The 25,875-nt window shown below is 77.8% G+C and carries 31 protein-coding genes; 6 read left to right on the top strand and 25 right to left on the bottom strand.

The genetic code is table 11. The annotated features are described in order from the left end of the window. Nucleotides 1-57: 57 nt before the first annotated feature. The 4 genes from ACI79L_RS20525 to ACI79L_RS20510 all read right to left on the bottom strand — a co-directional run bounded on the left by ACI79L_RS20525 (nucleotide 58) and on the right by ACI79L_RS20510 (nucleotide 2,886). A complete protein-coding gene (locus ACI79L_RS20525) occupies nucleotides 58-504 on the bottom strand; it encodes a YdeI/OmpD-associated family protein (RefSeq protein ID WP_456938563.1) in 447 nt (148 codons plus the stop codon). Between the two features lie 42 nt (nucleotides 505-546). Beyond that, nucleotides 547-1,050 (bottom strand): inorganic diphosphatase, encoded by a 504-nt coding sequence (locus ACI79L_RS20520; protein ID WP_456938562.1) that lies wholly within the window; start codon nucleotides 1,048-1,050, stop codon nucleotides 547-549. Between the two features lie 70 nt (nucleotides 1,051-1,120). Further along, nucleotides 1,121-1,765 (bottom strand): response regulator, encoded by a 645-nt coding sequence (locus tag ACI79L_RS20515; protein WP_456938561.1) that lies wholly within the window; start codon nucleotides 1,763-1,765, stop codon nucleotides 1,121-1,123. Next, the gene (locus ACI79L_RS20510) at nucleotides 1,762-2,886 is read right to left on the bottom strand and encodes a sensor histidine kinase (RefSeq protein WP_456938560.1); all 1,125 of its coding nucleotides are present in this window, start codon (nucleotides 2,884-2,886) and stop codon (nucleotides 1,762-1,764) included. The genes ACI79L_RS20515 and ACI79L_RS20510 overlap by 4 nt, the downstream gene beginning before the upstream one ends. A gap of 108 nt (nucleotides 2,887-2,994) precedes the next feature. Here ACI79L_RS20510 and ACI79L_RS20505 point away from each other — a divergent pair, with 108 nt between their 5' ends. Next, nucleotides 2,995-3,891: an ABC transporter ATP-binding protein gene (locus tag ACI79L_RS20505; RefSeq protein WP_456938559.1), complete on the top strand. Its 897-nt coding sequence runs from the start codon at nucleotides 2,995-2,997 to the stop codon at nucleotides 3,889-3,891. Next, the gene (locus ACI79L_RS20500) at nucleotides 3,888-4,628 is read left to right on the top strand and encodes an ABC transporter permease (RefSeq protein ID WP_456938558.1); all 741 of its coding nucleotides are present in this window, start codon (nucleotides 3,888-3,890) and stop codon (nucleotides 4,626-4,628) included. The genes ACI79L_RS20505 and ACI79L_RS20500 overlap by 4 nt, the downstream gene beginning before the upstream one ends. 2 nt (nucleotides 4,629-4,630) lie before the next feature. On the opposite strand, the gene ACI79L_RS20495 is transcribed toward ACI79L_RS20500, so the two are convergent. Next, nucleotides 4,631-5,644, bottom strand: a complete 1,014-nt coding sequence (locus ACI79L_RS20495) for an NAD(P)-dependent alcohol dehydrogenase (RefSeq protein WP_456938557.1) — start codon at nucleotides 5,642-5,644, stop codon at nucleotides 4,631-4,633. Nucleotides 5,645-5,708: 64 nt separating this feature from the next. Here ACI79L_RS20495 and ACI79L_RS20490 point away from each other — a divergent pair, with 64 nt between their 5' ends. After that, complete coding sequence (locus ACI79L_RS20490; RefSeq protein ID WP_456938556.1) at nucleotides 5,709-6,374, top strand: TetR/AcrR family transcriptional regulator; 666 nt, start codon at nucleotides 5,709-5,711, stop codon at nucleotides 6,372-6,374. A gap of 1 nt (nucleotide 6,375) precedes the next feature. Here ACI79L_RS20490 and ACI79L_RS20485 read toward each other — a convergent pair whose 3' ends face one another. Further along, on the bottom strand, nucleotides 6,376-7,461 hold the full coding sequence (locus ACI79L_RS20485; RefSeq protein ID WP_456938555.1) for a winged helix DNA-binding domain-containing protein: 1,086 nt from the start codon (nucleotides 7,459-7,461) through the stop codon (nucleotides 6,376-6,378). Between the two features lie 152 nt (nucleotides 7,462-7,613). On the opposite strand from ACI79L_RS20485, the gene ACI79L_RS20480 reads away from it, so the two are divergent. After that, nucleotides 7,614-7,913, top strand: coding sequence for a hypothetical protein (locus ACI79L_RS20480; RefSeq protein ID WP_456938554.1), 300 nt, complete (start codon nucleotides 7,614-7,616; stop codon nucleotides 7,911-7,913). Between the two features lie 17 nt (nucleotides 7,914-7,930). Here ACI79L_RS20480 and ACI79L_RS20475 read toward each other — a convergent pair whose 3' ends face one another. From ACI79L_RS20475 to ACI79L_RS20450, 6 genes are all read right to left on the bottom strand, one after another. Next, on the bottom strand, nucleotides 7,931-8,254 hold the full coding sequence (locus ACI79L_RS20475) for a hypothetical protein (RefSeq protein WP_456938553.1): 324 nt from the start codon (nucleotides 8,252-8,254) through the stop codon (nucleotides 7,931-7,933). 61 nt (nucleotides 8,255-8,315) lie between these two features. Beyond that, entirely contained in the window at nucleotides 8,316-8,723 is a 408-nt protein-coding gene (dhaM, locus tag ACI79L_RS20470) for a dihydroxyacetone kinase phosphoryl donor subunit DhaM (RefSeq protein WP_456926344.1), read from the bottom strand. After that, nucleotides 8,720-9,352 (bottom strand): dihydroxyacetone kinase subunit DhaL, encoded by a 633-nt coding sequence (gene dhaL, locus ACI79L_RS20465; RefSeq protein ID WP_456938552.1) that lies wholly within the window; start codon nucleotides 9,350-9,352, stop codon nucleotides 8,720-8,722. The genes dhaM and dhaL overlap by 4 nt, the downstream gene beginning before the upstream one ends. A 2-nt stretch (nucleotides 9,353-9,354) precedes the next feature. Then, nucleotides 9,355-10,353, bottom strand: a complete 999-nt coding sequence (gene dhaK / locus ACI79L_RS20460) for a dihydroxyacetone kinase subunit DhaK (protein WP_456926342.1) — start codon at nucleotides 10,351-10,353, stop codon at nucleotides 9,355-9,357. Between the two features lie 129 nt (nucleotides 10,354-10,482). Then, the gene (locus tag ACI79L_RS20455) at nucleotides 10,483-11,820 is read right to left on the bottom strand and encodes a PRC-barrel domain-containing protein (protein ID WP_456938551.1); all 1,338 of its coding nucleotides are present in this window, start codon (nucleotides 11,818-11,820) and stop codon (nucleotides 10,483-10,485) included. 94 nt (nucleotides 11,821-11,914) lie between these two features. Continuing rightward, entirely contained in the window at nucleotides 11,915-12,784 is an 870-nt protein-coding gene (locus ACI79L_RS20450) for an alpha/beta hydrolase (protein ID WP_456938550.1), read from the bottom strand. A gap of 227 nt (nucleotides 12,785-13,011) precedes the next feature. Here ACI79L_RS20450 and ACI79L_RS20445 point away from each other — a divergent pair, with 227 nt between their 5' ends. Continuing rightward, entirely contained in the window at nucleotides 13,012-13,977 is a 966-nt protein-coding gene (locus tag ACI79L_RS20445; protein WP_456938549.1) for a helix-turn-helix domain-containing protein, read from the top strand. A gap of 61 nt (nucleotides 13,978-14,038) precedes the next feature. Here ACI79L_RS20445 and ACI79L_RS20440 read toward each other — a convergent pair whose 3' ends face one another. The 7 genes from ACI79L_RS20440 to ACI79L_RS20410 all read right to left on the bottom strand — a co-directional run bounded on the left by ACI79L_RS20440 (nucleotide 14,039) and on the right by ACI79L_RS20410 (nucleotide 18,956). After that, nucleotides 14,039-14,431 carry a DUF1761 domain-containing protein gene (locus ACI79L_RS20440; RefSeq protein ID WP_456938548.1) on the bottom strand — a complete coding sequence of 131 codons (393 nt, stop codon included), beginning with the start codon at nucleotides 14,429-14,431 and terminating at the stop codon, nucleotides 14,039-14,041. Next, nucleotides 14,428-14,700 carry a DUF1905 domain-containing protein gene (locus tag ACI79L_RS20435; protein WP_456938547.1) on the bottom strand — a complete coding sequence of 91 codons (273 nt, stop codon included), beginning with the start codon at nucleotides 14,698-14,700 and terminating at the stop codon, nucleotides 14,428-14,430. Before ACI79L_RS20435 ends, ACI79L_RS20440 begins: the two co-directional genes overlap by 4 nt. 60 nt (nucleotides 14,701-14,760) lie before the next feature. Further along, a complete protein-coding gene (locus ACI79L_RS20430; protein ID WP_456938546.1) occupies nucleotides 14,761-15,402 on the bottom strand; it encodes an SDR family NAD(P)-dependent oxidoreductase in 642 nt (213 codons plus the stop codon). Then, nucleotides 15,399-17,342, bottom strand: a complete 1,944-nt coding sequence (gene nhaA / locus ACI79L_RS20425; RefSeq protein ID WP_456938545.1) for a Na+/H+ antiporter NhaA — start codon at nucleotides 17,340-17,342, stop codon at nucleotides 15,399-15,401. Before nhaA ends, ACI79L_RS20430 begins: the two co-directional genes overlap by 4 nt. After that, nucleotides 17,339-18,160, bottom strand: coding sequence for an SDR family oxidoreductase (locus ACI79L_RS20420; RefSeq protein ID WP_456938544.1), 822 nt, complete (start codon nucleotides 18,158-18,160; stop codon nucleotides 17,339-17,341). The genes nhaA and ACI79L_RS20420 overlap by 4 nt, the downstream gene beginning before the upstream one ends. 105 nt (nucleotides 18,161-18,265) lie before the next feature. After that, nucleotides 18,266-18,649 carry a VOC family protein gene (locus tag ACI79L_RS20415; protein ID WP_456938543.1) on the bottom strand — a complete coding sequence of 128 codons (384 nt, stop codon included), beginning with the start codon at nucleotides 18,647-18,649 and terminating at the stop codon, nucleotides 18,266-18,268. A 58-nt stretch (nucleotides 18,650-18,707) separates the two neighbouring features. Beyond that, entirely contained in the window at nucleotides 18,708-18,956 is a 249-nt protein-coding gene (locus ACI79L_RS20410) for a glutaredoxin family protein (protein WP_456938542.1), read from the bottom strand. A gap of 179 nt (nucleotides 18,957-19,135) precedes the next feature. Here ACI79L_RS20410 and ACI79L_RS20405 point away from each other — a divergent pair, with 179 nt between their 5' ends. Next, entirely contained in the window at nucleotides 19,136-19,513 is a 378-nt protein-coding gene (locus tag ACI79L_RS20405; protein ID WP_456938541.1) for a DUF1905 domain-containing protein, read from the top strand. Here ACI79L_RS20405 and ACI79L_RS20400 read toward each other — a convergent pair. From ACI79L_RS20400 to ACI79L_RS20375, 6 genes are read right to left on the bottom strand one after another with little or no spacing between them, the layout of a single operon-like run. Then, nucleotides 19,506-20,267 carry a PIG-L deacetylase family protein gene (locus ACI79L_RS20400; protein ID WP_456938540.1) on the bottom strand — a complete coding sequence of 254 codons (762 nt, stop codon included), beginning with the start codon at nucleotides 20,265-20,267 and terminating at the stop codon, nucleotides 19,506-19,508. The two genes, ACI79L_RS20405 and ACI79L_RS20400, sit on opposite strands and share 8 nt — an antisense overlap. Before the next feature lie 2 nt (nucleotides 20,268-20,269). Continuing rightward, on the bottom strand, nucleotides 20,270-21,478 hold the full coding sequence (locus ACI79L_RS20395; protein ID WP_456938539.1) for a glycosyltransferase family 4 protein: 1,209 nt from the start codon (nucleotides 21,476-21,478) through the stop codon (nucleotides 20,270-20,272). Continuing rightward, nucleotides 21,475-22,308 (bottom strand): sugar phosphate isomerase/epimerase family protein, encoded by an 834-nt coding sequence (locus tag ACI79L_RS20390; RefSeq protein ID WP_456938538.1) that lies wholly within the window; start codon nucleotides 22,306-22,308, stop codon nucleotides 21,475-21,477. Before ACI79L_RS20390 ends, ACI79L_RS20395 begins: the two co-directional genes overlap by 4 nt. Next, nucleotides 22,305-23,768, bottom strand: a complete 1,464-nt coding sequence (locus tag ACI79L_RS20385; protein WP_456938537.1) for a YcaO-like family protein — start codon at nucleotides 23,766-23,768, stop codon at nucleotides 22,305-22,307. The genes ACI79L_RS20390 and ACI79L_RS20385 overlap by 4 nt, the downstream gene beginning before the upstream one ends. Then, nucleotides 23,765-24,739 carry an MBL fold metallo-hydrolase gene (locus ACI79L_RS20380; RefSeq protein WP_456938536.1) on the bottom strand — a complete coding sequence of 325 codons (975 nt, stop codon included), beginning with the start codon at nucleotides 24,737-24,739 and terminating at the stop codon, nucleotides 23,765-23,767. Before ACI79L_RS20380 ends, ACI79L_RS20385 begins: the two co-directional genes overlap by 4 nt. Next, nucleotides 24,736-25,746 carry a Gfo/Idh/MocA family protein gene (locus ACI79L_RS20375; protein ID WP_456938535.1) on the bottom strand — a complete coding sequence of 337 codons (1,011 nt, stop codon included), beginning with the start codon at nucleotides 25,744-25,746 and terminating at the stop codon, nucleotides 24,736-24,738. Before ACI79L_RS20375 ends, ACI79L_RS20380 begins: the two co-directional genes overlap by 4 nt. Nucleotides 25,747-25,875: the final 129 nt, after the last annotated feature.

Genomic DNA, 25,875 nt, shown 5'->3' with positions numbered 1-25,875 from the left:
GCGCGACCGCCCGCCCTTGGTGAGACGAGATCGTCCGTAAGGGGGTGTGGTGGGGCCTCAGCCGGAGACGGCGGCGACGACGGCGCTCACCCGGCGGGCGCGGGTCTCCGGCCTCTTCGCCTCGGCCACCGACCGCGCGTGCTCCTTGCGGTGCGTGTGGGACAGCCGGTCGAAGGCCTCCCGCACGCCCGCCGCGGCCAGCGCCTCGGCCAGGTCCGGCGGCACCTCGACGGTGCGCTCGGCCCGGTCGAGGGCGACGACGACGTCGACGGTGTCGCCGGTGCTCACGCCGAGGGCGGCCCGGCGCTCCCTGCTCAGGCCGATGAGGTTCTCGCCGCCCATGCGCGCGACCCGGCCCTCCACGGTCACCCCGCCGACGGTGACCCGGACGGGGAACGCCCTGGCGCCGCCGCCGAGGCCGGCGGCCTGCTCGTCGGTCAGCACGATGGCGGCCGCCGGGCCGCGCGGGGCGAGGGTGGCGGTCAGCCGCAGCTCCTGGGTCACCCGGTCACCCTGGCGTCCGGGCGGTCCCGGCGGGAGCCCCCGTCATCCCTCCGGCTCACCGGCCGCCCGCTCGGCGAACCGCCGCTGCGCGTCCTCCAGCGCCGCGACGGCCTGCGCCCGCCGCTCCCACCCGCGGGTCTCGGCCGACTTCTCCGGCGTCAGCGCCTCGTAGATCTCGAAGAAGTGCCAGATCTCCGCGACCTGGTGGATGGGGACGTCCTCGAGCTCCTGCAGGTGCTCCATCCGCGGGTCGCTCGCCGGCACGCACAGCAGCTTCGCGTCCGGGCCGCGCTCGTCGTGCACCCAGAACACGGCGATGACCCGGGCGCGCACGAGGCAGCCGGGGAAGGTCGGCTCGCCGAGCAGCAGCAGGGCGTCGATGGGCTCGCCGTCCTCGGCGAGGGTGTCCGGGACGAACCCGTAGTCGCCGGGGTAGCCGGTGGCGGTGAACAGCATCCGCAGCAGCCGGATGCGGCCGAGCCGGTGGTCGTACTCGTACCTGTTCCGCGAGCCCTTGGGGATCTCGACGATCACGTCCGCTTCCACGCACACCCTCCTCCGGCCGGGACCGCGAGGGCGACCCTGGCCCAGGACCCGCTCCCCGGCAACCCGAGGGTCAGCGCAGGGGGACGAGTCCGGACTCGTAGGCGGCGATCACCGCCTGCGTCCGGTCCCGCGCGCCGAGCTTGCGCAGCAGGCTGCTGACGTGTGTCTTCACCGTCTGCAGGCCCAGGTACAGCTCGCCGGCGATCTCGCCGTTGGACAGCCCGCGCGCCACCAGCAGCAGGACCTCCCGCTCGCGCGCGGTCAGCTCCGGCGCCGGCCGGGTCCGCTGCGCCGGCGCGTGCCGCGCGGCCAGCGCCCGGATCGCCGCCGGGAACAGCAGGCTCTCGCCCCGTGCGACCACCCGGACGGCGTCGGCGATCTCGGCCGGCCGCGCCCGCTTGGGCAGGAACCCGTCGGCGCCGGCGGACAGGGCCGCGTAGACGTTCTCGTCGTCGCCGAACGTCGTCAGCACCAGCACCCGCGGCGGGTCCGGCAGCCGGCGCCGCAGGTCGCGGGTGGCCTGGATGCCGTCGACCAGCGGCATCCGCACGTCCATCACGACGACGTCGGGACGCAGCCGGGCGGCCAGCGGGACGACGACGGCGCCGTCGGCGGCCTCGCCGACCACCTCGACGTCGTCACGGGCGCCGAGCACCGCCCGGAGCCCGCTGCGCACCAGCTCCTCGTCGTCGACGAGCAGCACCCGGACGGTCACGCCGGCCCGGCCAGGGGGAGCCGCACCTCGACCCGCCAGCCGTCGTCGACCGGGCCGGCGACGGCGGTGCCGCCGAGCCCGGCGGCGCGCTCGCGCAGCCCGCGGACGCCGCTGCCGCCGCCGCCCGCGGCCGGCACGGGCACCGGCACCGGGTTGCCGACGACGATCGCCAGCGCGTGCGGACCGGCGTCGACCCGCAGCCGCACCGGCACGGGGCCGGCGTGCCGCAGGGCGTTGGTGAGCGCCTCCTGCACGATCCGGTAGGCCTCCCGGGACAGGACCCCGGGCAGCTCCGCGACCGCGCCGGTGACCCGGACGTCGACCCGCGCCCCGGCCGCCTCGGCGGAGCGCACCAGCGCGTCGACGTCGGCCAGCGTCGGGGCCCGCGGCGGCGGGGCGCCGTCCCGCAGCAGCGCGAGGACCCGCTCCAGGTCGCCGAGCGCGGACCGGGCGCTGTCCTCGATGGCGGCGAGCGCACGGTCGGCGAAGGCGGGGTCGGAGCCGGCGACGTCCCGGGCGGCACCGGCCTGCAGCAGCGTGACGGTGAGCGCGTGGCCGATCGAGTCGTGCAGGTCGGCGGCCAGCCGGGTGCGCTCGAGCAGCCGCTCGGTGCGGGCGCGCTGCGCGGCCAGCCGCTCGGCCGCGGAGGGGTGCAGCAGCGCCCGGGCGGCCGCGGCGGTGAGCGCGCCGAGCCCGGCCAGGGCGCAGGCCCAGGCCGGCGCCACGACGACCGCCAGCGGCCACCGGGCCGCGACCGACCACACGGCGAGCGCGGTGACCTCCGCGGCGAGCACCCCGAGCTCCACCCGGACGACCAGCCAGGCCAGCAGCCGGCCGCGCTCGGCCCACGTGCGGGCGGGCTCCACCGTCACGTCGTCGTCCCCGGGCAGCAGCAGCGCCCGCGCCTGCACGCCCTCGCTGCGGCGGACCGCCGGGACGAAGGCCAGCACCACCAGCAGCGGCAGCGGGGCGAGGTAGAGCCCGGCGAGGGTGCGTGGGGAGGCATCGTCCAGCCCGGGCCACACCAGCGCGCAGGCGACCGCGAGCCAGGCGCCCAGGGCCAGGTGCACCGCGCGCGTCCAGGTCGACCTGCTGGTCACCGGACGGAGGACCGCGCGCATGCCCCGATCATGGCCCGCCGCCGGCCGCCCGGACCTCCCGCGCGGGAGGGAGGCGGCCGGACCGCGCGGGGGAGGTGCGCCGCCCGCGCGGGGCGCGACGGTGGGCCCGTGATCGAGGTGCGGAGCCTGACCAAGCGGTACGGACCGGTCGTCGCGGTGGACGACCTGACCTTCGACGTCCCGCCGGGCAGCGTCACCGCCCTGCTCGGCCGCAACGGCGCGGGCAAGTCGACGACGCTGCGGGTGCTGCTCGGCCTCGACCGGCCCACCGCCGGCACCGCGCGCGTGGCCGGCCGCGCCTACGCGGACCTGGCCGCGCCGCTGCGGACGGTGGGCGCCCTGCTCGACAGCGCCGCGGCCCACCCGGGGCGCACCGCCCGCCAGCACCTGCGCTGGCTGGCCGCGAGCAACGACCTGCCCGCGCACCGGGTGCGCGCCGTCCTCGACCTGGTCGACCTGCGGGCGGCCGCCGACCGCCGGGTCCGCGGCTTCTCGCTGGGCATGCGGCAGCGGCTCGGCGTCGCCGCGGCCCTGCTCGGCGACCCGCCGGTCCTGGTGCTCGACGAGCCGGCCAACGGCCTGGACGCCGAGGGCATCCGCTGGCTGCGGACCACCCTGCGCGACCTCGCCGCCGAGGGGCGCACCGTCCTGCTCTCCAGCCACCTCATGGGCGAGGTGGCGCGCACCGCCGACCGGCTGCTCGTGGTCGGCCGGGGCCGGCTGCTGGCCGACACACCGCTGGACGCCTTCCTCGCCGAGCACACCGAGCGGCGGGTGCGGGTCCGCACCACCGAGCCCGGGCGGCTGCGCGGCCTGCTCGCCGCCGCCGGGGCGACCGTGGCCCCCGGCGACGACGGCGCGCTGCGGGTGGCCGGAGTCGACGCGCGGACCGTCGGCGCGGTCGCGGCCCGGCACGGCGTCCCGCTGGTGGAACTCGGGGCCGACGGCCGGTCGCTGGAGGAGGCCTTCCTCGCGCTCACCGCGCCGGCCGGGGAGGCGGCGTGAGCGCGCTGCGCGCCGAGTGGGCCAAGGCGACGACGCTGCGCTCGACGTGGGTGACCCTGTTCGTCTACGTCGTCGCGGTCGCCGGCATCGGCGCGGGCGTCGTCGCCTCGGTCGGCGACGTCGAGGCCGCCGAGCCGGACCACGACCCCGCGGTGATCGCCTTCTACGGCCTGAACTTCGGCCACGTCACGGTGGTCGTGCTCGCGGTGCTGCTGACCGCGGGGGAGTACGCCCGGCAGACCGTGCACACCTCGCTGCTCGCGGTGCCACGGCGGGGCGCCTTCCTGGCCGCGAAGCTGACCGTGGGCGCGGGCCTGGTGCTGCCGACCGCCGCGGTCACCGCCGTCGCCACCCTGCTGGTCACCCAGGCGGTGCTCGGCGCGCCGGGCGTCTCGCTGTCGACGCCGGGGATGCTCCGCGCCACCGTCGCGGCCGCGCTGTACCCGACGCTGCTCGCCGTCGTCTGCATGGCCGCCGGCCTGCTGCTGCGCGACCAGGCGCTCGCGCTCGGCCTGCTGGTCCCGTTCCTCTTCCTGGTCTCGCCGCTGCTGGAGCTGGTCCCGGGGCTGCAGCGGGCGGCGGTGTTCCTGCCCGACCGCGCCGGTGCCGTGGCCGTCCGCCTGCACGCCCGCCCGGTCGACGTCTTCGGCCCGCTCGCCGGGCTGGGCGTCCTGGCGCTGTGGGCGGCCGCCGCCGCGCTGCTGGCCTGGTGGGCGCTGCGCCGCCGCGACGCCTGAGGTCAGCCGGCGACGCGGACGGCGACCTTGCCCCGCGCGGCGCCGTCGAGGAGGTGCCGGACGGCCGCGGCCGTCTCCGCCAGCGGGAACACCCGGTCGACGGCGGGGGTGAGCGCGCCGGCCTCGACCAGCGCCGAGAGCTCCCTCAGGTCCGCCCCGTCCTCCCGGGCGACGAACGTGCCCAGGTGCTGCCCGACGAACGGCGAGAGCGCCTGGGCGCGCAGCTGGCGGTCCGTCCCGCCCAGCCACCGGCCGCCGTTCTCCCCGCCCACGATCACCAGCCGCCCGTGCGGCGTGAGGGCGCGGCGCAGCGCGCGCAGCGGGCGGTTGCCGCCGGTGTCGAGGACGACGTCGTAGCGGACGCCGCCGTCCAGCGGGTCCTGCCGGGTGTGGTCGACGACGGTGTGCGCGCCCAGGCCGCGGACGAGGTCGACCTTGGCGGTGCTCGCCGTCCCGGTCACCTCGGCGCCGGCGGCCCGCGCGACCTGCACGGCGAAGCCGCCCACACCGCCGGACGCACCCAGCACCAGGACCCGCTGCCCGGCGCCGACGCGGCCGTGGTCGCGCACCGCCTGCAGGGCGGTGAGCCCGGACACCGGCACGGTGGCGGCCTGCTCGGGGGTGAGGCCGGGTGGCAGCGGCGCGAGCTTCCGGGCCGGCGCCACGGCGTACTCGGCGAAGGTGGCCCGGCCGATCCCGTACACCCGGTCGCCGGGGGCGAGGCCGGCGACCCCGCTCCCCGTGGCGACGACCTCCCCGGCCAGGTTCAGGCCCGGGTTCGGGGCCTTCGGCCGGCGCAGGCCCGACACCGCCCGCATGGGATAGGGGAGACCGGCCATGAGGTGCCAGGTGCCGCGGTCGACGCTGGAGGCCAGCACGCGCACGAGGACCTCGCCCTCGCCCGGCCGCGGCACGGCCGCCTCCCCGACGGCGAGCAGGCCCTCGGGATCGCGCCCGTAGCGCTGCTGCAGCACGGCGGTCATCACGGACGGGACGACGGTGGACGGCTCGGACACGGCTCCTCCTCAGGGCGGGTGACTTACGCCGTAAGGCTGCACCTTACGGCGTAAGGTCGTCAAGGTGCCGGGACGTCGGACGAACGGGAAGGCGCTGAGCCGGGACCGGGTCCTGCAGGCCGCCCTGGCGCTCGCGGACGAGCACGGCGTCGGTGCGCTGACCATGCGGCGGCTCGGGGAGGCCCTCGGGGTGGAGGCGATGTCGCTGTACCACCACGTCAGCGGCAAGGACGACCTGCTCGACGGCATGGTCGACCTGGTCTTCGCCGAGGTGCCGGTGCCCGACGCCGGGGCCGGCTGGCGGGCGGCGATGCGCGAGCGCGCCGACGCCATGCGGGCGACGCTGGCGCGGCACCGGTGGGCCGTCGGGCTCCTGGAGTCCCGGCGCTCGCCCGGGCACGCGACGCTGGCCCACCACGACGCCGTCCTCGGCTGCCTGCGCGCGGCCGGCTTCCCCGTGGTGCTGGCCGCGCACGCGTACTCGGCCATCGACAGCTACGTGTACGGCTTCGCGCTGCAGGAGCGCGCGCTGCCGTTCCAGACGCCCGCCGAGACCGCCGAACTCGCGGCGGAGCTGATGGTCCGGTTCGCGGAGAGCTACCCGCACCTCGCGGAGTTCACGACCGAACACGTGCTGCGGCCCGGCTACGACTACGGGGCGGAGTTCGGCTACGGCCTCGACCTCGTGCTCGACGGGCTCGAGCGGGCGCTGCGGGACCCGGCCGCCTGATTCAGCCGGTCACCGCGACCCGTCCCGGCGCGCCGTCGCCGAGGAAGGCCGCCAGTGCGGTGCCCTCGACCTCGACGTCCTCGAGCTCGGCGGGGGTGAGAGGGCGCAGTGGCTGCACGGTCACCGCGACGCCGTCGTCGTCCCGGTCGCGGGTGGTCCAGGTGCCGGCCACGGTGCCGTCGACGAGGACGAGGCGGGCGCCGGCCACGCTCAGGCCGCGGTGCTCGTCGGCGATCAGCCGCGACCGGTCGTCGTAGCCGAGCACCGCGTTGTCGAACGCGGGCAGGAAGCGCACCGGAGCGGGCTCGTCGCGGTCGGGGAGGAGGCCGTCGGGGACGTCGAGCAGCTCGCGGCCGCGCTCGTCGCGGGCGGTCCGCAGCCGCGGCCGCAGCCGGGCGACCACCGCGGGCAGCCCGCTCAGGCCGGACCAGGACCGCAGGTCCGCGGTCGCCGCCGGCCCGTAGGCGCGCAGGTAGCGCAGCACCAGGTCGTCGAGGACGGCGTCGGGCGGCCCGTCCTCCGGGTCACGCCCCAGCCAGGCGCGCACCGTGGTGTTCCGGGCCGGGGCGCCCTGCCGCCACAGCCCGCGCGGCGGGACCTGCACCAGCGGCACCAGACTGGACAGAGCGTCGCCGAGGTCGCGGGCGGTGGCGTCCGGCCAGCGGGCGCCGACCAGCCGGCCCACCTCGGACAGCAGCCGCGGCGCCTCGGCGAAGCGCGGCTCCCCGGCCGCGGCGAGCTCGGCGAGGTCCACGCCGGGCAGCCGGCGCCCGAGCGTGCCGCGCGCGCGGGCGACGAGCATCGCCTGGTGCACCGGCCGCAGGCGCAGGCAGTCGCCCGCGGTGACCAGGTGCAGGGTCCGGCGCATGAGCAGCGTGCGGACGACGCGGCGCGACCCGAGCAGGTCGTCGAGCCCGGCCGGCCGGAACGCCGTCAGCCGCGACCACAGCCCGACGAAGGGCTCCTGCGGCTCCTGGGCCTGCAGGCCGACCAGGTGCTCGACCGCGTCGAGGGCGCCGCGCCCGTCCCGCCGCAGCAGCAGCTGCCGGGCGAGCGTGGCGCGGCCGAGCGCGCGCCGGTCCAGCACCTCGGCTCCCGCACCCCGGCCCACGAGCACTGTCTACCGCGGGGGGACGACGACGAGCACTCCGTTCCCGCACGTCGGACGCTACGGTCCGGCCTCCCAGGAGGAGCGACCCGGATCACACCAGGGGTCCGGGCGGCACCACGGAGGTCCTCATGCGCCCGTCCATCCGCGCTGCCGTCGTCACCGCCGGCGTGCTCACCGCCGTCGGCCTCGCTGCGCCCGCCGCGGCCGCTCCGCCGCAGCCGGGCACCTGCTCGGCGGGGCTGACGCCGGTCGACGCACGCCAGCTGACCAAGGTCCTCGTGGGCCTGAACCCGGACCAGCCGCGGCAGCAAGTCGTGGCGGACGTCGAGGCCGCCTTCGCCACCCTCGACGCCAACGCGAACGGGTTCCTCTGCTACCGGCTGATCGGCCGGGAGGGCTACGTCAACGCGGTCGACGACAGGGCGTAGCCGCAGCACGGCGGGATTCAGGCGGCCAGCGGGTGGTGGTGGCAGCGGCCGCCGCTGGTGGCGCGGGCGGCGCACGGGGCGCCGGCCCTCGTCACGCCGCCGGTGTCGCCGCAGCGGGCCGGCCGGGCGGCGGGTGCCGCGGGGACCTGCTCCGTGGGTAGCGCCGGGCGGGGGAAGGGGAGGACGACGGCGTCCCGCGCCAGGACCGGCGCGGCCGGCTCGACAGCGGTGTCGACGGCGGGAGCCGGGGCCGGGCGGCCGGCGCGGCGGTGCAGCGCGGATGCGGCGGTCAGGCCGGCGGTGAAGGCGGCGAGGGCGGTGGCGACGTGGCTGGCGCGCATGCCCGGCTCATCGGCCGGCGGCGTCCCCGTAGGAAGGCCGCCGTCCCGTGCGTCCCAGGCGTCACGCCAGGTGCGCCTGCTTGGGCGCCAGCCCGCGCTCGGCCTCGGCGGCGACCTGCGCGCGGGAGGCGCCGGTCGACGCCAGCACGACCGCGCCGACCAGCCCCTCCACCAGCGGCGCCGGGGAGAGGGTCACCCGCGACCGGACGTCGTCGTCGAGGAACTCCAGCGCGGTCTCGGCCGAGAGCACCGCGCTGCCGAGGTCCATCAGGACGACGACGCCGTCGCCGGAGTCGGCCTGCCCGACCGCGTCGGCCACCGCGGCGGCGTCGGTGCCGAGCCCGCCGTCCTCGGTGCCCGCCGCGACGGCGATCGCCAGCTCCCGCCCGGGCAGCATCTGCCGCGCCAGCTCGACGGCGGCGTCGGCCAGCGCCCGGCTGTGCGAGACGACGACGAGGCCGACGCTCACGACCGTCCCAGGGTCGCCGCGGCGGCCTCGACCAGCAGCGCCGTCGACGTCGCCCCCGGGTCCTGGTGCCCGGCGCTGCGCTCGCCGAGGTAGCTGGCCCGGCCCTTGCGGGCGACCATCGGCACGGTCGCGTCCCGGCCCTGCGCCGCCGCGTCCGCCGCCGCGGCGAGCGCGTCGGCCAGCGGCTTGCCCGCCTCCACCGCGGCGTCGAGGGCGTCGCAGGCCGGGCCCAGCGCGTCGACCATCGTCTTGTCGCCGGGCTCGGCCTTGCCGCGGGCGACCACGCCGTCCAGGCCCGCCCGCAGCGCCCGGGCGAACGCGGCGTCGTCGAGGTCGCCGCCGCCGGCCGCGCCGGCCATCCGCAGGAACAGCGTCCCGTACAGCGGGCCGCTGGCCCCACCGACCTTGCTCACCAGGGTGGCGCCGGTCTTCTTGAGCAGCGCCGCGGCGTCGGCCGGCGGGGCGTCGTCCAGCGTGGCGACGACGGCGGTCATCCCGCGGTCCATGTTGGCGCCGTGGTCGGCGTCGCCGATGGCGGCGTCGAGCGCGGTCAGCCGGTCACGCTGCTCGTGCACGGACTCCGCGAACCGGCGCAGCCAGGCGGTGAGGTCGCCCACGCCCACCGCCACGCTCAGGCCCCCCACCGCAGGCCCGGGGTGACCACCGGCGCGTCCCACAGCCGCAGCATCTCGTCGTCGGCCTGCAGGAGGGTGACCGAGCAGCCGGCCATCTCCAGGCTGGTCATGTACGGCCCGACCAGCGACCGGGCGATCCCGATCCCCGCCTTCTCCAGGATCGCGGCCACCTCGGCGTAGACGACGTACAGCTCGATCAGCGGGGTGCCGCCCATGCCGTTGACGAAGCAGATGACGCCGTCGGTGTACCTCCGGTCGGCGAGGATCGGCTCGACCAGCATCGCGGCGACCTCCCGGGCGGGAGCCAGCGGCACCCGGCGCCGGCCGGGCTCGCCGTGGATGCCGATGCCGATCTCCATCTCGTCGTCGCCCAGCTGGAAGGTCGGCGTCCCGGCGGCGGGCACGGTGCAGGAGGTGAGCGCCATGCCCATGCTGCGGCCGGCGTCGTCGACCCGCTTGGCCAGGTCGGCCACCTCGATCAGCGGGCGGCCCTCCTCGGCGGCGGCGCCGACGATCTTCTCCAGCAGCACCGTGGTGCCGACGCCGCGGCGGCCGGCGGTGTAGAGGCTGTCGGTGACGGCGACGTCGTCGTCGACGACGACGGTGGCCACCTCGATCCCGCTCTCGGCGGCGACCAGCTCGGCGGCCATCTCGAAGTTCATGACGTCGCCGGTGTAGTTCTTCACGATGTGCAGCACGCCGGCGCCGCTGTAGACGCCGGCGGTGGCCGCCTGCATCTGGTCGGGCACCGGTGAGGTGAAGACCTCCCCGGCGCAGGCGGCGTCGAGCATGCCGCGGCCGACGAACCCGCCGTGCATGGGCTCGTGACCGGAACCGCCGCCGGAGACGATGCCGACCTTGCCCTGCACGGGCGCGTCGCGGCGGAACACCACCCGGTTCTCGTGGTCGACCCGCAGCAGGTCCGGGTGTGCCAGCTCCATGCCGCGGAGGGCGTCGGATACGACGTCGGCGGGGTCGTTGATGAGCTTCTTCATCGTGCACCTGACCTCGGGGGAGTCGAGCAGGGACCGCCCCGGAGGCTAGGGCTCATGTGATCGGCAGCACAACGAGGCGGTGCCCCCGGGTGCAGGACGGGGCCTGCACCCGGGGGCACCGTGCGGCGGTCAGCCCCGGCCGGTGACGCGCGCGGCGGTCCGCTGGATCTGCTCGTAGTCGCCGTAGCGGGCGCCGACGACGTAGCCGGTGCCCAGGCCGGCGCCGAGCGAGGTCAGCCGGACGGCGCGCCGGCCGCGCTTGCGGATGCGGTGGCCGACCTCGGCGACCTCCTCGGGCACCGCCTCGACCGCGCCGCCGACCCGCGCGGCCGCGCGGAGGGCGGCCTGCCCGATCTCGGCGCCGGCCTCGGTCGCCCGGGAGACCACCGTGGACGTGAGCTCCGGGAGGGCGTCGAGGGCCTGCTTCGCGGCCTCCGCGCCGACGCTGGCGCCGGTCTGCAGCGCGTGGCCCGTGGTGGCCAGCAGCGGAGCGGCCGCCGCGGCGCCGGTCCGGGTCACCTCGCCGACGCGCTGGGCGGCGGTCGCCAGGACCGGCCCCGCCGCGGACGCGCCGCCGCGGGCGGCCTCGCCGACACCGCGGGCGGCCTCGCTGACGAGGTGCGCGGCGTTGGCCACGGCGGGCCCGGCCGCGGACGCGCCGCCGCGGGCGGCCTCCCGCACCGACGCGGCGGCGTCGGCGACGACCGGCGCGGCCGCGGCCACGAGGTGCTCCACCCGCGCCCGGCCGGCCGCCGGCACCGCGCGCGCCTGCCGGGCGGCCTTCCGCCCGGTCCGCCGGGCGGCCTTCTGCCCGGTGCGCTTCGCGGCCTTCGCGCCGCGCCGAGCACGGCGGGACACCGGCGCGGCCGGCTGCCGGCGCCGCTGCAGCACCGCGAACAGCAGGCCGCCGAGCGCCAGCAGCGCGGCGAGCCCGCCCGCGGCCCCGCCGGCGCGGGCGGCCAGCGACCGGCCCTGGGGCTGGTCGGCGCGGCCGAAGTCCTCGTCGCCGGGCTGGGCCACCGGCGGCGGGGGCGGGAGCTCCTCGTCGGCGTCGGGGGTGGGCAGGGGCGCCACCTCCTCGCCCGCCACCGCCACCGCGGTCGTCGCCGGCGGCTCCGCGTCGGGCGCCGGGAGCAGGGTCTCGGAGGTCTCGGTGGTCGCCTCGATGCCGTAGTGGCGGTAGAGCGCCGCCTCCTGGTCGGTGGTCAGCTCGCGGCTGTCGCCGAAGCGCGGGGCGCCGTCGACCAGCCCGCGGTCGACCACCACCTGCACCCGGTCGCCCTCGCCGGTCGCGTCGAACAGCGGGACGACGACCGTCGTGCCGGCCATGTCCGCGTAGAGCCACTCCGGCCGGCCGGTCTCCTCGTCGGCGAGCAGGTGCGTCACCGTGCCGATCTCCGCGCCGTGCCGGTCGACCACCGTCCTGCCGACCCAGTCGACAACTGAGTCCCGTTCGGGCAGTGCCATGGTCGCCTCCCCACTTCTCGGGGCCGGGCCAGGGTGGCCCGGCGCTGCCGTCCGGGCGGCCCTACCCCGGTCGTCCCGGCGCCACCCGTGCCGATCACGGGAGCCCGCGGCGGCGGCCCGGACCTCGGTGCACCCCCTTCACCGGCTCGGGGGACGGCGCGCCGACGCCGTGGCGGGCCAGGAAGGCGAGCACGGTGCCGGCCACCTCCGCCCAGCCGGAGTCCGCGCCGAGCGAGTGACCGCGGTCGGGGAAGGCCACGAACTCGGTGACGCCCGTGCCGTGGCGGCGCTGGATCCGGTACGCGGCGCGCGAGGCCGCCCCCGGCACCGTGCGGTCGCGCCCGGCGGCCACGACCAGCACCGGCCCGCGCTCCCGCCGGGTCTCGACGGCGGCCTCGGTGCGCGGCGTGAACGCGGCGAACCCCGCCTGGAACAGCGGTCGCGCGGGGGAGGGGATCGCGTGGGCCTCCCAGAGACGGTCGGCCTCCTCGCGCGGCACCGCGCTGGCGAAGCCGCGCGCCCAGCTGTCCGGCGTGTGCGCCCAGGTCCCCGTGCGCAGGCCGGGGCGGGACAGCACCGGCCAGGCCGTGCGCAGCTGCACCGGCGGGAGCACCAGGTTGCCGCGGAACTGGGCCGGCGAGAGCGCCACGCAGGCACGGGTCAGGCCCATGCCGTGCAGCTTCTGGGCGACCAGCCCGCCGAACGAGTGGCCCACCACCACCGGCGCCGCGGGCAGCCCCGCGATGACGTCGGCGTGGTGCTGCGTGACCTCGCCGATGCCCAGGCCGGCGACCGCCTCGGGCCGGGCCCGCGCCTCCTCGGTGGTGGCCGGCTCACCCGGCCAGCCCGGCGCCACGGGGTCGTAGCCGCGGGCGGCGAACAGCTCCACCCAGGGCGTCCAGCTGGTGGCGTGCAGCCACAGGCCGTGCACGAAGACGACGGGGACGGGGGCGGCGGCGGTCACGGCGGGCCTCCGGGAGAGGGGTGCGGCCACCCGACCGGGCCGCGGACGCCGCGGACGCTAGGGGCGCACCCGCAGCCGCGGCTGTGCCCTGCCTGACCGGTGCCGGACCCAGGCTGCCGAGCCGGCCGGAGGGACGGGCTTCCGCCCGCCCGCGCCCCCGGCCAGGATCGGCGCCGGGGCGACGATGCCGACCACCCGCCCGCCCCCCTGCCGACCCTGGAGGCCCCGTGGCCACCCTCGTCGACACCGACGCCCTCGCCCCCGCCGACCGCCGTCCCGCGCGGGTGGCCGACCTGCTCGAGGCCACGATGTCCTCGCGGATCCGCTTCCCCGACCCCTCGGCGCCGGCCCGGGCCCGGCTCGACGGCTGGGACCTGGCGGGGGTCTCGGTGCTGCGGCTGGACCTGACCGGCGACGTGACCCTGCTGCGCACCGCCCGCCACGCGCGCGCCGACCCGGAGCCGGTGCTCTCCCTCGCCGTGCAGGAGACCGGCACCGCCCGCCAGGAGCAGTTCGGCTCCCGCCGGCTGGTGGGCGCCGGCGAGCTGTCGTTCAGCGAGGTGTCCTCGGCCTACGCGTACGCCTGGTCCGGGCGGGGCGTGTGCCGGGCGCTGCGCATCCCGGCCGCCTCCCTCGGCCTGCCGATCGACACCGTGCGGCGGGCCCTGCCGGTCGCCGCCCGCAGCCCCCTCTACGGCCTGGTGCGCGCGCACGTCACCCGGCTGACCCGCGACGTCGCGCTGCTCGCCGCCGAGCCGCTGGTGCACTCGCTGGCGTCTGCGACGGTCGACCTGATCCGCGCGCTGCTGGCCTCGGCCGCCGACGGCGCCCGCGGGGCCGACGACGTGCTCGGCGAGACCCTGCCGGCCCGGGTGCGCGGCTACGTGCGCCGGCACCTGACCGAGCCGGACCTGGACGCCGAGCGCATCGCGCGGGCGCACGCGGTGTCGGTGCGGCAGCTGTACCGGATCTGCGCCGCGGCCGGGTTCAGCCTCGAGCAGGAGGTCATCGCGCAGCGGCTGGAGGGCGCCCGGGCCGAGCTGGCCCGGCCGGGCGACCGCTCGATCGCCGCGGTCGCCCGGCGCTGGGGCTTTCCCGACGCCTCCTACTTCGCCCGCCGGTTCCGGGCGGGGTACGGCGTCAGCCCGCGGGAGTGGCGGGACCGCGCCCGGGCGGGGGCCGCCGCCGGCTGACCGCGAGCGGGTGCGCGGAGGCCGCGCCCCGGGCCCCGGGACGCGGCGCCGGCGCACCCGCTCAGCCGTCGCGGCCGACGACGGCGGAGACCAGCAGCAGCTTGACCAGCCAGTCGCCGGCGTGGATCGCGGCCTGCTGCCAGGGCACCCGCTCGTGCACGACGGACCCGGTGAGCAGCACCAGCGGGAACGCCGCCCACAGCCCGGCGCCGAGCGTGAGCGCCGCGCGCGGACCGCGGGCCGGCAGCCGGTCGGCGAGTACCGACACCGCGGCGGCGACCACCCCGCTGCGCGCCAGCTCCACCGGCGCGATGACCGCCGGGGACGGGCCGGGCCGCGCGTAGGCCTCGTCGAGGCGGGCCAGCCGCTCCCCGAAGGCCGTGTACCAGGCCGAGCTCGCCACGAACGCGGCCGCCGACGCGGCCGCGACCCGCCCCGGCGCCACCCCGCTCACCGCGTCCCGATCCGCTCGAGCAGGTGCACCTCGACCTCGTCGCCGGCCTGCTTCCGGATGGCCCTCCGGATCGCCGCGGCCACCGGGAGCTCGTGCGTCCCGTCGCCGAGCGCCATGAAGGAGCTGCGGAACGGCTCGCCGTCGATCGTCCCGGCCACCGCCACCCGCCCGCGCGTGCCGAACAGCCGCACCGACTCCGGCCACACCAGGTACGTCCACCCGCCGGGTGCCGGACTCTTCCGCAGGGTCGCCCTGAACCGCTCGTCCACCGTCCGCCTCCTCGTGCATGTGGTGCAGGGGAGACCGGCGCCGGCCTCCGCACTCATCGCTCAGCCGCTGCGGGTGGCCAGCAGCGACACCTCGGCGACGTTCGTCGTCGGCGGCAGGGTGAGGGTGAACAGCACGGTCTGCGCGACGTCCTCGGGGAGCAGCGCGTTCCCGCCGTCGGCCGCGGCGGCGGGGGACACCCAGCCGACGGCGACGTGCCGCACCCGCACCAGGGTGCCGCCGAGCTCCAGCCGCAGCGTGCGGGCGAGCTGGGCGGCGCCGGCGGCCGTGGCGGCGTGCACGGCGAACGCGGGCACCAGCTCCGACGCCGCCGCCGACCCGACCAGCACCAGGTCGGCGGCGGAGTCGTTGGCCGCCGCGGTGAGCAGGTCGTCGAGGAACGCGCGCGCCGCCAGCACCGCGTCGCCGGCGCCCTGCTCGATGATCTCCGCCCACCGCTCGGCCGGCGACAGTCCGAACGGGCCGCCACCGACGCCGCCCAGCACGGCCACCACCAGGTCGACGCCGCCCAGCCGCTCGCGCACGCCGTCCGCGGCGGCGAGCACGTCGCGCGCGGAGGCGACCTGCTCGACCGCCGCCCCCGCCGCGGTCAGCTCGGCGACCACGGCGTCGGCGATCAGCGGCAGCCCGATGACGACGGCGCGGCGGCCGGCCACCGGCCGCACCCCTCCCGGCGCGGTCACGCCACCGGCTCCGCGTCGGCGGTCTCGCGCACCGCCGGCGAGCGCACCGGCAGCGCGTCCTCGGCCGGCGCGTCCGCCGGCGCGGCCGCCCGCACCCGCGACCGCCCGGCGGTCTGCTCCAGCGCGGTCCGCATCGGCCCGACGTCGAGCGGGCCGTCGTAGAGCTGGCCGTTGACGAAGAACCGCGGCGGCTCGTCCAGCGCCATCGCGCGGGCGTCGTCGTCGTCCTCGCGGACGCGCGCGGCGTGCGTGCCGGAGGCCACGGCGTCGTCGACCCGGGCGAGGTTCAGCCCGGCGTCGACGGCGCAGCGGCGGATCGCCCGGTCGTCCAGGCGCCCGGCCCGGGCGGCCAGCGCGTCGTGCATCGGCCAGAACCGCGACTGCGCGGCGGCGGCCTCGGCCGCCTCGGCGGCGCGGGCCGAGGCCGGGTCGTCGGTGAGCAGGTGGCGGTAGACGAAGACCAGGTCGTCGCCGAGCACCTGCCGCAGCTCGTCGACCACCTCGGCGGTGCGCCCGGCGTTGGTGAACACGAACGAGGCGTAGACGACGAGCTCCATCGGCGCGCCGACCCGGCCCCGGACGTGGTCGCGCGTGGCGCTCACCGGCCGGGCCAGCCGCTGCCGGCCGGGCAGCCGGGACCGGTCCACCGCCCGGACGACGGCGACCGCGCCCAGCGCCAGCACCGCGGCGAGGACCGACGCGCCGAGCACGCCGATCCGCGCCTGCGCGGCCAGCGCCTCGTCGTCGAGGGCCAGGTCGATGATGAACAGCGAGATCGTGAAGCCGATCCCGGTGAGCACGCCGGCGGCGAACACGTGCCGCGGGAACAGCCCCGAGGGCAGCCGGCCGATCCCGAGCCGGACGGCCGCCAGCGACGCGGTGGTCACGCCGACCACCTTGCCGACGACGAGCCCGATCACGATCGCCCAGGTCAGGCCCGAGGTCGCGGCGGCGGACAGCGTCTCGGCACTGAGCACCACCCCGGCGTTGGCCAGCGCGAACACCGGGACGACGGCGAGGTTGACCCACGGCCGGAACAGCCGCTGCCCGCGCTCGTTGATCGACACCGACCGGGTCAGGCTGAGCACCGCCCGGTGCGCCCCGCTGGAGGTCGGCGTCCGCCCGTAGTCCCGGGCCGCGGCCTCGGCGGCGTCGACCTCGTCCGCGCTGGGCGGGTACACCGGCAGCAGCAGGCCGATCGCGACGCCGGCGACCGTCGGGTGCACGCCGGAGGCCAGCACGCCCAGCCAGACCGGCACCGCGACCAGCAGGTAGGCCCCGCCGCGCCACACCCGCATCCGCCGCAGCCAGACCACCGCGACCAGCCCGACGGCGGCCACCGCCAGCGGCAGCAGGGTGAGGTCCTCGGTGTAGGCGACGGCGATGACGGCCAGCGCGCCGACGTCGTCGACCACCGACAGCGCGAGCACGAACGCGCGCAGGTTGACCGGCACCGCCCGGCCGACGACCGCCAGCAGGCCGAGCACGAACGCGGTGTCGGTGGAGATCACGACGCCCCAGGCGGCGCGCGCCTCGCCGGGCTGGTCGCTGAGCCCGGTCACCGCGAGGAAGACCAGGGCGGGCACGACCAGGCCGGCCAGCGCGGCGACGACCGGGATGCGGATGCGGCGGGTGTCGCGGAACTCGCCGAGCACCAGATCCCGCTTGACCTCGAGGCTGATCAGGCAGAAGAACAGCGCCATCAGCGCGTCGTTGACCCAGTGCCGCAGGTCCATCTCGAGGACCGTGTCGCCCAGGCTGACGGCGAACGGCGTGTGCCAGGTCTCCTCGTAGGTGGAGCCCGGCACGTTGGCCCACACCAGCGCCACCAGCGTCGCGGCCAGCAGCACGGCGGCGGCCGCGGCGTCGGAGTCGGCCAGCCGGAGCACGCGGCCGAGCGCCGAGGGCCGCTCCAGCTCGCCCCGCGGGGTGCCCCTCACCGGACCCCCGTCCCGCGCCGGGTGGGCAGGTAGGGGTCCTGGCGGGTGGGCAGCACGAGCAGCTCGGCGACGTTGACCCGCGGCGGCAGGCCGGCGCCGAACAGCACGGTGCGTGCGACGTCGTCGGGGTCCATCGGGACGACGACCTCGCGGTGCTCGGCCCAGCCGCGCGCGGTGCCGTCGTGGCTGATCTCGGAGCCGAGGTCGGTGTCGGTGAGCCCGGGGGCGACGACGTGCACGCGCACGCCGCGGCGGCCGTACTCGGCGCGCAGCGCCCGGGCCAGCTGGGCGACCGCGGCCTCGACCGCCGAGTAGACGGCGTAGCCGGGGAAGCGCACCTGGCCGGCGAGCGCGCCGATGAGGAACAGGTCGGCCGGGCGGCCGGTCTCGGCGGTGGCCAGCAGGTCGCGGGCGAAGGTCTGCGCGGTGCGCAGGATGCCGCCGAGGTTGACGTCGATCATCTCGATCCACTCGGCGGGCACGCCGTCCTCGAACGGCGCGCCGGTGAGCACGCCGGCGCCGGCCACGACCAGGTCGGCGGGGCCGAACCGGTCGTGCAGGGCGTCGAGGGCGTCGGCGAGGTCGAGCCCGTCGGAGACGTCGGCGGCGACGGCGAGGGTGCGGGCGGGGTCGGCGGTGCTGTCGGCGACGGCCTGCAGGCGGTCGCCGCGGCGGCCCAGGAGCGCGACGCGGCAGCCGGCGGCCACCAGCGAGCGTGCCGTCGCGGCGCCGATGCCGCTGCTGGCGCCGGTGACGACGGCGACCCTGCCGTCGAGCGCGCCCGGGGCCGGCCGGAGGGCCGGGGAGGGTGAGGACACGTTTCCCCTCTCGGAGGTCAGCAGGGGGGCGTCCCGATCATGCCGTCCCGGGGGCGTCCCGGTCGACGTGCGCGGCGAGGCCGCGCAGCCGGCCGGGCACGGACGTCACCGGTCGCCGTCCGGCGGGGTGAACCGGCTGACGGTGAGCCCCGCGCCCTGCGGCTCGCGCAGCAGGGCAGTGCGGGTCCCGGTGTCCTCGGCGGTGCGCAGCACGGTGGCGCCCACGACGTGCCAGTGCGGTGGCTCGTCGCCGGTGACCAGGAGGCCGCCGATGACGTCGGCGAAGCCGGGCGGCGCGGACGCCCGCCGCTCGTGGATGCCCGGGTCGACGGTCGCGGCCCGGTGGTCGCCGTAGCCGGGGACCTGCAGCATCGTGCCGGCGTCCTGGGCCATGTCGACGTCGCGCCAGCCGAACAGCGGCCGGTAGGAGGCCATCGCGGCCGCGCGGTCGGAGGCGTGCAGGTCGGAGGAGTTCCAGCTGCCCGGCACGTTGGCGAGCTGGGCGCCCGCCGGGCCCGCGACCGGTCCCGGGGCGGCGCGAGCGCCGTCAGCGCCCGGCCATCGCCTCGCGGACTTCGCGCAGGCTCGGGTTGGTGAGGTACCGGCCGCCGACGACGACGGTGGGCGACACCTCCCAGCCCTGCGGGTGGCGTGCCCGGACCTCGGCGGCCGCCTCTGGGTCGTCGGCGAACCGGACCGCGCGGTGGGGGAGCCGGGTGGCGGTCATCTTGGCCCGCAGCGCGGTGCTGTAGGGGCACCCCGGCTTGTAGTAGACGGTGACGGCCTCGTCGGTCATGGCGGACTCCGCTCCCGGGGCGTCGCTGGGGCCCCCTGGCCGCCACGGTCCCAGGGTGGCGGCCGGGGGGGCAACGGGGTTCCCGGGTGCGGCGGGTGGGACGGCAGTCGTGAACCCCGTGTGCCCCGCGGCACGGCCTGCGCTCCTGGCGCGACGCGCTGCCGCCGGGCACCGCCGGCGTGGCACAGGTCGTCCGCGGCATCGACGCGGCCGAGGCCGCCCAGGCCCGGTGCGTCGGCCCGGCGATGAGTCCGGAGGTCCGCCCCGGTCTGACCGGCATGACCCCCGAGGACCTCGCGACCACGTTCACCGCGCCGATCGAGAAGGACGGCGCGTTCCCCACCTACCTCACCGTCCCCGGCTCGGCCGAGCTGTTCGGCACCCGCAAGGCGGTGAAGGTGGGCGGCACGATCGACGGCCACCCCTTCACCGCCACGTGCATGCCGTCCGGGGAGGGGCCGCACTGGCTGCCGCTGCGGAAGGCGCTGTGCCGGGCGATCGGCAAGGACGCAGCGGGCCAGGAGGTCTCGGTCCACCTGGAGCAGCGGTTCACCTGAGCGCGGTCGTGCTCTGCCCACAGTCGTGGGCAGAGCACGAGCGGGCGGGGGACAGCAACCGGCGGGTGAGCTCCCGGGCCGCGGCGTCGGCGAGCAGCACCTCGGGCAGGCCGGCCAGCGCGGTGCGCATCGCGTCCGCACCGCCGAACTGGAAGCCGAGCTGGGTCGCGTAGCAGGCGCAGGCGTCGGCCCGCCGGACGGGGTCCTGCGGCAGCTCCAGCGGGGTCAGCCCGCCGGGCAGGTCGGGTCCGGGGACGGCGTCCGGGGCGCGCAGCACGTACGGCGAGTCGCGCCACCACAGCACCGGCCGGCCGGTCCCGGCGACGGCGCGCAGAACCTGCAGGTGGTCGACGTGCCCGCCCAGCGCCTGCGGGGCCAGCCACAGGTCGCCGGGCAGGCCGGTCAGCGCGGCCCGCACGTCCAGCCACGCGTCGTCGCCCTCGTGCACGCCGGCGAACAGGTCGGCCGCGCTGTCGTAGCCGCGGTGCGGCGCCTCGGGCAGGTCCAGGTGCAGCGGCGTGGCGCCGAGCACGGCCGTCGCGGCGGCGTCCTCGTCCCGCCGCAGGGCCATGTAGTCGACGTCGGCCGGCAGGCCCTTGTCCAGCTGGCAGGCCAGCGCGAAGCCCTCCGGGTCGGGCACGCTGCGGGTGAAGCAGGTGACCACGGTGACCTCGTGCCCGGCGTCGGCCAGGGCGGCGAGGGTGCCGCCCACGGAGAACGCGGCGTCGTCGAGGTGCGGGCTGACCGCGGTCACCCTCACAGCAGGTGCGCCGCGCCGCGGAACCGGCAGGAGAGGTCGACCGTCGGCGGCATCGTCCAGGCCGCGGACGGCGTCGACCCGGCCACGGAGCGGTAGACGTCGTCGATCGAGGCGGCCAGCACCGGCCACGAGTACAGCCGGCGCACCTCCTCCAGCGCCGTCGCCGCCACCCGCTGCCGCAGCGCGCCGTCGGACAGCAGCCGGTCCAGCGCGGCCCGCAGCCCGGCGACGTCGCCCGGCGCGTGCAGCAGCCCGTTCCCGCCGTCGCGCAGGCAGTCGACGACGCCGACCGAGTCGGTGCTCACGATCGGCAGCCCGCTGGCCATCGCCTCGAGCAGCGTGTTGGAGAACCCCTCGCTGTAGGTGGGGCTGACGAACACGTCGGCCGAGCGGTACACCGCGGGCGCCTCGCCGGGCGGGACGTAGCCGAGGAACGTCGTCCGCCCGTCGGCGCGGGCGCGGGCCTCGTCCAGGTCCGGGCCGATGCCGGAGACGACCAGCCGGACGCCGTCGGGCAGCGCCTCCAGCAGGTCGAGCACCCCCTTGCGGCGGTCCACGCGGCCGTGGAACAGCAGCACCGGCGGGTCCTGCAGCGCGCCCAGCGGCCGCTCGGCCGGGGTGAACCGGCGGGTGTCGGTGGCGCCCGGGACGATCGTGAACCGCGCCGGGTCGCTGCCCAGGTTGCCGACCACCTCGTCGCGGAAGCTGGCGCTGCCGATGAGCACCGCGCTCGATGCGTCGACGACGGCGCGCATGGCGTGCGCGTGCGTGGCGCAGCAGGTGCCGACCCAGTGCCCGTCGCCGCCCTGGATGCTCACCACCGCCGGCAGCCCGGTCTCCCGTGCGGCGGCCAGTACCGCCAGCCCCGGCGGGTAGCCGTACTGGGCGTGCAGCACGTCGAACGGGCGCTCGCGGTGCAGGCCGACGACGGTGCGCACGAGATCCTCGACGTCGCCCTCCCAGTCGGCCGGGACGACCGTCTCGCCCCGGCTGGGCAGCGCGTGCACCTCGACGCCGGCGGGCACGCGGTCCGGCGGGGGCGGGCCGCCGCCGTAGACGCGGGTGCCGGCCTCGTCGTCGCGGTACTGGCTGACCAGCACCACCTCGTGGCCGAGCGCGACCAGCTCCCGCAGCAGGTTCTCCGCGTAGACGCTCATCCCGCTCACCGCGGGCCAGTAGCGGCGGCTGACGAAGCAGATCCTCACGCCTGCTCGGCCCTCCTCAGGATCTCGATCGAGCGCGGCACCATCTCGTGCGCGCGGTGCCCGTCGCGGGACAGCTCCAGCGTCACCAGCCGGTCGAACGACGCCTCCCGCAGTGCGCGCAGCACCGCCGGCAGGTCGACGTCGCCCTCGTCCAGCGGCAGGTGGTCGTGCACGCCGCGGCGCATCCCCTCGACGGCGACCGTGCCCAGGGACGGCGCGAACCGGGTCACCGCCTCCTCCGGCGCGTCCGCACCGGCGACGACGCAGTGCCCGGTGTCCAGCGCCAGCGTGATCCCCGGCGCCTCGGCGGCCAGCCGCGCCCAGCCGTCGCAGTCCTCGACGAGCATCCCGGGCTCCGGCTCGACGGCGAGCGCGTAGGAGCGGCCGCCGTGGCTGTCGACCAGCGCGCGGACGCCGTCGACCACCCAGCCCCACGCCGCGCCGCGGTCCACGCCCGGCCTCGGCACCCCGGCCCAGAAGCTCACCGCCTCCGCGCCCAGCACCTCGGCGAGGTCGCAGGCCAGCCGCAGGTAGGCCAGCCGCCGCGCCCGCCCCTCGGCGGAGGCGGTGACCAGCGTCGGCTCGTGCTTGGCCCGCGGGTCGAGCAGGAACCGGGCGCCGGTCTCCACCACCACGCCCAGCCCGAGCTCGTCGCAGCGCGCCCGTGCCTTCTCGGCCTGCGCGAACGCGTCCGGGGCGAACGGGTCGAGGTGGACGACGTCGAGGGTGAGCGCCACCCCGGCGTAGCCGCAGTCGGCGAGGAGGGGCAGCGCGTCCGACAGCCGGTGCGAGGTCAGCCCGTTGGTGTTGTAGGCGTACCGCAGGCTCACTGCGCCAGGACCTCCGCGACCACGTGCCGGCCCGGCTCCCGGTACAGCGCGTAGAGGGCGCCCACCCGCCGGTCGGCGCCGGCGCGGTCGAACCAGGCCGGCCCGCCCAGGCGCTCCTCGGCGCCGGCGGTCAGGTGCACCCGCGCCCAGCCGCCCGGGTCGGTCCCGACGGCCACCAGCGGGTCGCCCCGCTCCAGCAGCCGGCGCACGCCGCGCTCGCCGATCCGCCCGTAGGACATCGTCTCGACCTCCAGGCCGGTCACCAGCACCTTCGCCGCGACCGCGTCGCCGGCCGAGGGCTGCAGCTCCACCAGCACGTCGTGCCCGGCGGCCTGCACCGCGCCGGTGACGTGCGCGTGCAGGTCGTCGCCGCGCCAGGTGGGCAGGTCGGCGAGCGCCACGGTGGACCGGCGGGACAGCACGGTGTCCCGCAGCAGGTCGGCCAGCGCGGCCGTGCCCATCCGGGTCCAGGCCAGCATCGCCTGCAGCGCGCGGTCCTCCTCGACCAGCCGCTCCGGCGGGTGCCCGGTGCGCCAGTGCTCCAGGTAGCCCGGCGGCGTCGCCGGCAGGACGACGTCGAACGGCCCGTGCATGAACGCCTTCCGGCTGCGCGCCGAGGCGAACTCGTGCAGCGCCTTGCGGACGGCGGTGTCCCGGTCCGGGTGCGCCGCCTCCCCGCACGCCGTGGCCATCACCGGCACCGGCTCCGAGCCGTCCCGGGAGCAGCCGACGGCGTACACGTCGACGACGCCGAAGTCCGTCGAGGCGAGCTTGACCATCACGTCGATGCCCGCGGCGTCGAGCCGGTCGAGCAGCGCCCGCGCGTCGGGGTCGGCGATCCCGGCGAGGTCCACGACGACGCCGCGGTCCATCGCGCGGAACGCCGTGGCGTTGCCGTCGCGCTGCAGCACCTCCAGCAGCGCGTGGGTGACCGCCCGGTCGGCGTCGAACGCCGCGCCCTGCCCGTTGGTGATCACCGTGGTCAGCCAGCCGCCGGGCGGCGGGTCGCCGGGCAGGTCGTCGGGCGCGCTCGCCACGAGCTCGGCCGGGACCAGCACCCGCTCGCCGTCGCGCAGCCGGGTCATCGGCAGCCACTGCAGCGGCCGGTCGTCGTCGTAGGGGCTGCCCGCCTCCAGGCACAGCTCGCGCGGGTCGGCCACCCGGTCGCGGCCGTGCCGGCGGGTCATCTCCGCGTGGGAGCCCTCCTCGCGGGAGACGCCCCGGTGCGCGCGCAGCGACAGCGCCATCTCGGCCATCTCGCCCATCGCGCCGGTGCGGGCCTCCTCGCGGGTGGCGCCGTAGCCGAGGCCGCTGCCGCCCGGGTGCAGCTCCGAGGGCGGCAGCACCGCCGAGTGCAGCGGCACGTCGAGGACGTCGATGCCCTCGATCGCGAAGTCCTCGACCGGGACCGGGAAGCTGTCGCGGTACCGCTGCGACGGCGTCGTGCCGACCGCCGTCACAGCTCGTCCAGCGCGACGGGCGCGGCGTCCGGCGGCCCCGACAGCAGCCGCTGCACCAGGTGCACGACGTGGTCGGTGGTGACCCCGGGGACCATCTCGAACGGCGTCGCGACCACCTCGAAGTCCAGCTCCGCGACGACGGCGAGCATCTCCCGCAGCTCCCCGTGCGAGAGCGGGATCTGCGCGTGGAATGCCTTGTGCGCGCTCAGCGCGACCGGGTCGCCGTCGGGGGAGAGGTCGACCTTGAGCGAGTCGCCGCAGAAGAGGACCCCGCGGCGCGAGTCGTGCAGCACCGAGTGCCCGGGGAAGTGCCCGCCGGTGCGGTGCAGCGTGAGGCCGGGGGCCAGCGCCAGGACGTCGTCGGCCGGCCAGGTGACCCGGAAGGCCTTGGTCCAGACGAGGTCGTGCACGTTGACGCACACCACCCGCGGCTCGAGCTCCTGCTGCAGCTGCCACAGCGCCCCGTAGCCGTGCACGTGCGACGACGCCAGCACCGGGAAGCCGCCCTTCCCGTCGGCCATCCGGCGCAGCTCGCCGAGCATGTCGGCGGTGTACCAGGGCGCGCACTCGAAGCCGACCAGCCCGATGTCGGTCTCGATCACCCAGCCGCGGCTGTCCAGCCCGAAGCGCGGCTCGGTGCCGAACTCGGTGACACCGTCGACCGGCGCGGGCCGCCAGAAGCCGGTGACCAGCTCGTCGGCCTGCTTGTCGGTGACGAACTCGAAGCCGTGCTCGGGCAGCGCGTTGCGCACGTCGGCGCAGACCGGGCACACGGCCGGCCCCGGCGCCGGCCAGCGCTGCCAGTGCCCGCAGTTGGTGCAGGCGTAGGCGGGCAGGTCGGGCAGCAGGCCGCGGTAGGGGTTGGTGTCGACACCTCCCCGGCGGGCCTGGCTGGTGCCGTGCCGCGCGCCGTCGTCGGCGGCGGGGTCGGTGGCCCGGTCGATGGCGCCGGGGACGTCGGGCGAGCTCACGGTTTCCCTCCGGGGAGAGCGGCGAGGAGCAGGCGGTGCAGGGCGAGGTCGCGGGCGGGGTCGTACGGCCAGGCCGTCGTCGCCGGGGCGCGGCCCGCGACCGCGGCGGTGAAGGCGGCGAACTGCGCGGTGAACGGGTCGCCGAACGGCGGGGTGTCGGCGAACGGCACGTCCACCGGGTCGGGGCGGTACAGCGTGAGCGAGCCTCCCGCCGTCTGGCCCATCGTGTCGACGGCGACCGCCATGCCCCGGGTGCCGACCACCTCCAGGCGGCGGCGGGGCAGCGCGTCGGGGGTGTTGAACGCGACGTGCAGGCTCACCAGCACGCCGCCGTCGGTGGCCCCGGTGAGCAGCGCGCCGTCGTCGACGCCGTAGTCGTGCACCCGGGTCTGCAGCAGCGCCGACAGCGAGGTGACGTCCTCGCCGAGCAGCGTGCCGACCAGGTCCAGCCCGTGCGGGGCCAGGTCGATCGCGGCGCCGCCGCCGGCGCGGGCCGGGTCGACCCGCCAGTTGTCGTGCGGGCGGCCGTCGGGCGTCCAGTCCCCGGGCAGCCAGCAGCAGTAGACGATCCGGACGGCGGTGACCGTGCCGAGCCGGGGCACCAGCTCGCGCAGCCGCACGTGCGCGGGGTGCCAGCGCTGGTCGTAGGCGGTGCCGAGCAGCACGCCGGCCCGCGCGCACGCCGTCACCAGCGCCTGCGCGTCGCCCGCGTCGGCGGCCAGCGGCTTCTCGCACAGCACCGCCTTCCCGGCCGCGGCCGCCGCCTCGACCAGCGGCCGGTGCCCGGCGTTCGGCACCGCGACGTAGACGGCGTCCAGGCCGGGGGTGGCGAGGAACTCCGCGAGGTCGGTCGTGCGCCGGGCGCCCTCGACCGGCATCCGGTCCATCGCCGCCGGGTCGAGGTCGTGCAGCGCCACCACCCGGGCGCCGCCGACGGCGAGCAGCCCGGGCAGCGCGTGGTCGCGGGCCACCCAGCCGCAGCCGGCGACGCCCCACCCGACGCTCACGGCGTCCCCCTCCCCGCCGAGATCACGTGATCTCGACGCCGGAGGCCCCCCTGGAGGGGGGGGGGGGGGGGGGGGGGGGGGGGGGGGGGGGGGGGGGGGGGGGGGGGGGGGGGGGGGGGGGGGGGGGGG

The sequence above is a fragment of the Geodermatophilus sp. SYSU D00684 genome, assembly GCF_054050455.1.
This window is presented reverse-complemented; position numbering and strand designations above follow the sequence as displayed.

Excerpts from the sequence above, each read along its gene's own strand:
- ACI79L_RS20510 (WP_456938560.1), bottom strand. The coding sequence starts at position 2,886 with ATGCGCGCGGTCCTCCGTCCGGTGACCAGCAGGTCGACCTGGACGCGC.
- ACI79L_RS20480 (WP_456938554.1), top strand. The coding sequence starts at position 7,614 with ATGCGCCCGTCCATCCGCGCTGCCGTCGTCACCGCCGGCGTGCTCACC.
- ACI79L_RS20475 (WP_456938553.1), bottom strand. The coding sequence starts at position 8,254 with ATGCGCGCCAGCCACGTCGCCACCGCCCTCGCCGCCTTCACCGCCGGC.
- dhaK (WP_456926342.1), bottom strand. The coding sequence starts at position 10,353 with ATGAAGAAGCTCATCAACGACCCCGCCGACGTCGTATCCGACGCCCTC.
- ACI79L_RS20455 (WP_456938551.1), bottom strand. The coding sequence starts at position 11,820 with ATGGCACTGCCCGAACGGGACTCAGTTGTCGACTGGGTCGGCAGGACG.
- ACI79L_RS20410 (WP_456938542.1), bottom strand. The coding sequence starts at position 18,956 with ATGACCGACGAGGCCGTCACCGTCTACTACAAGCCGGGGTGCCCCTAC.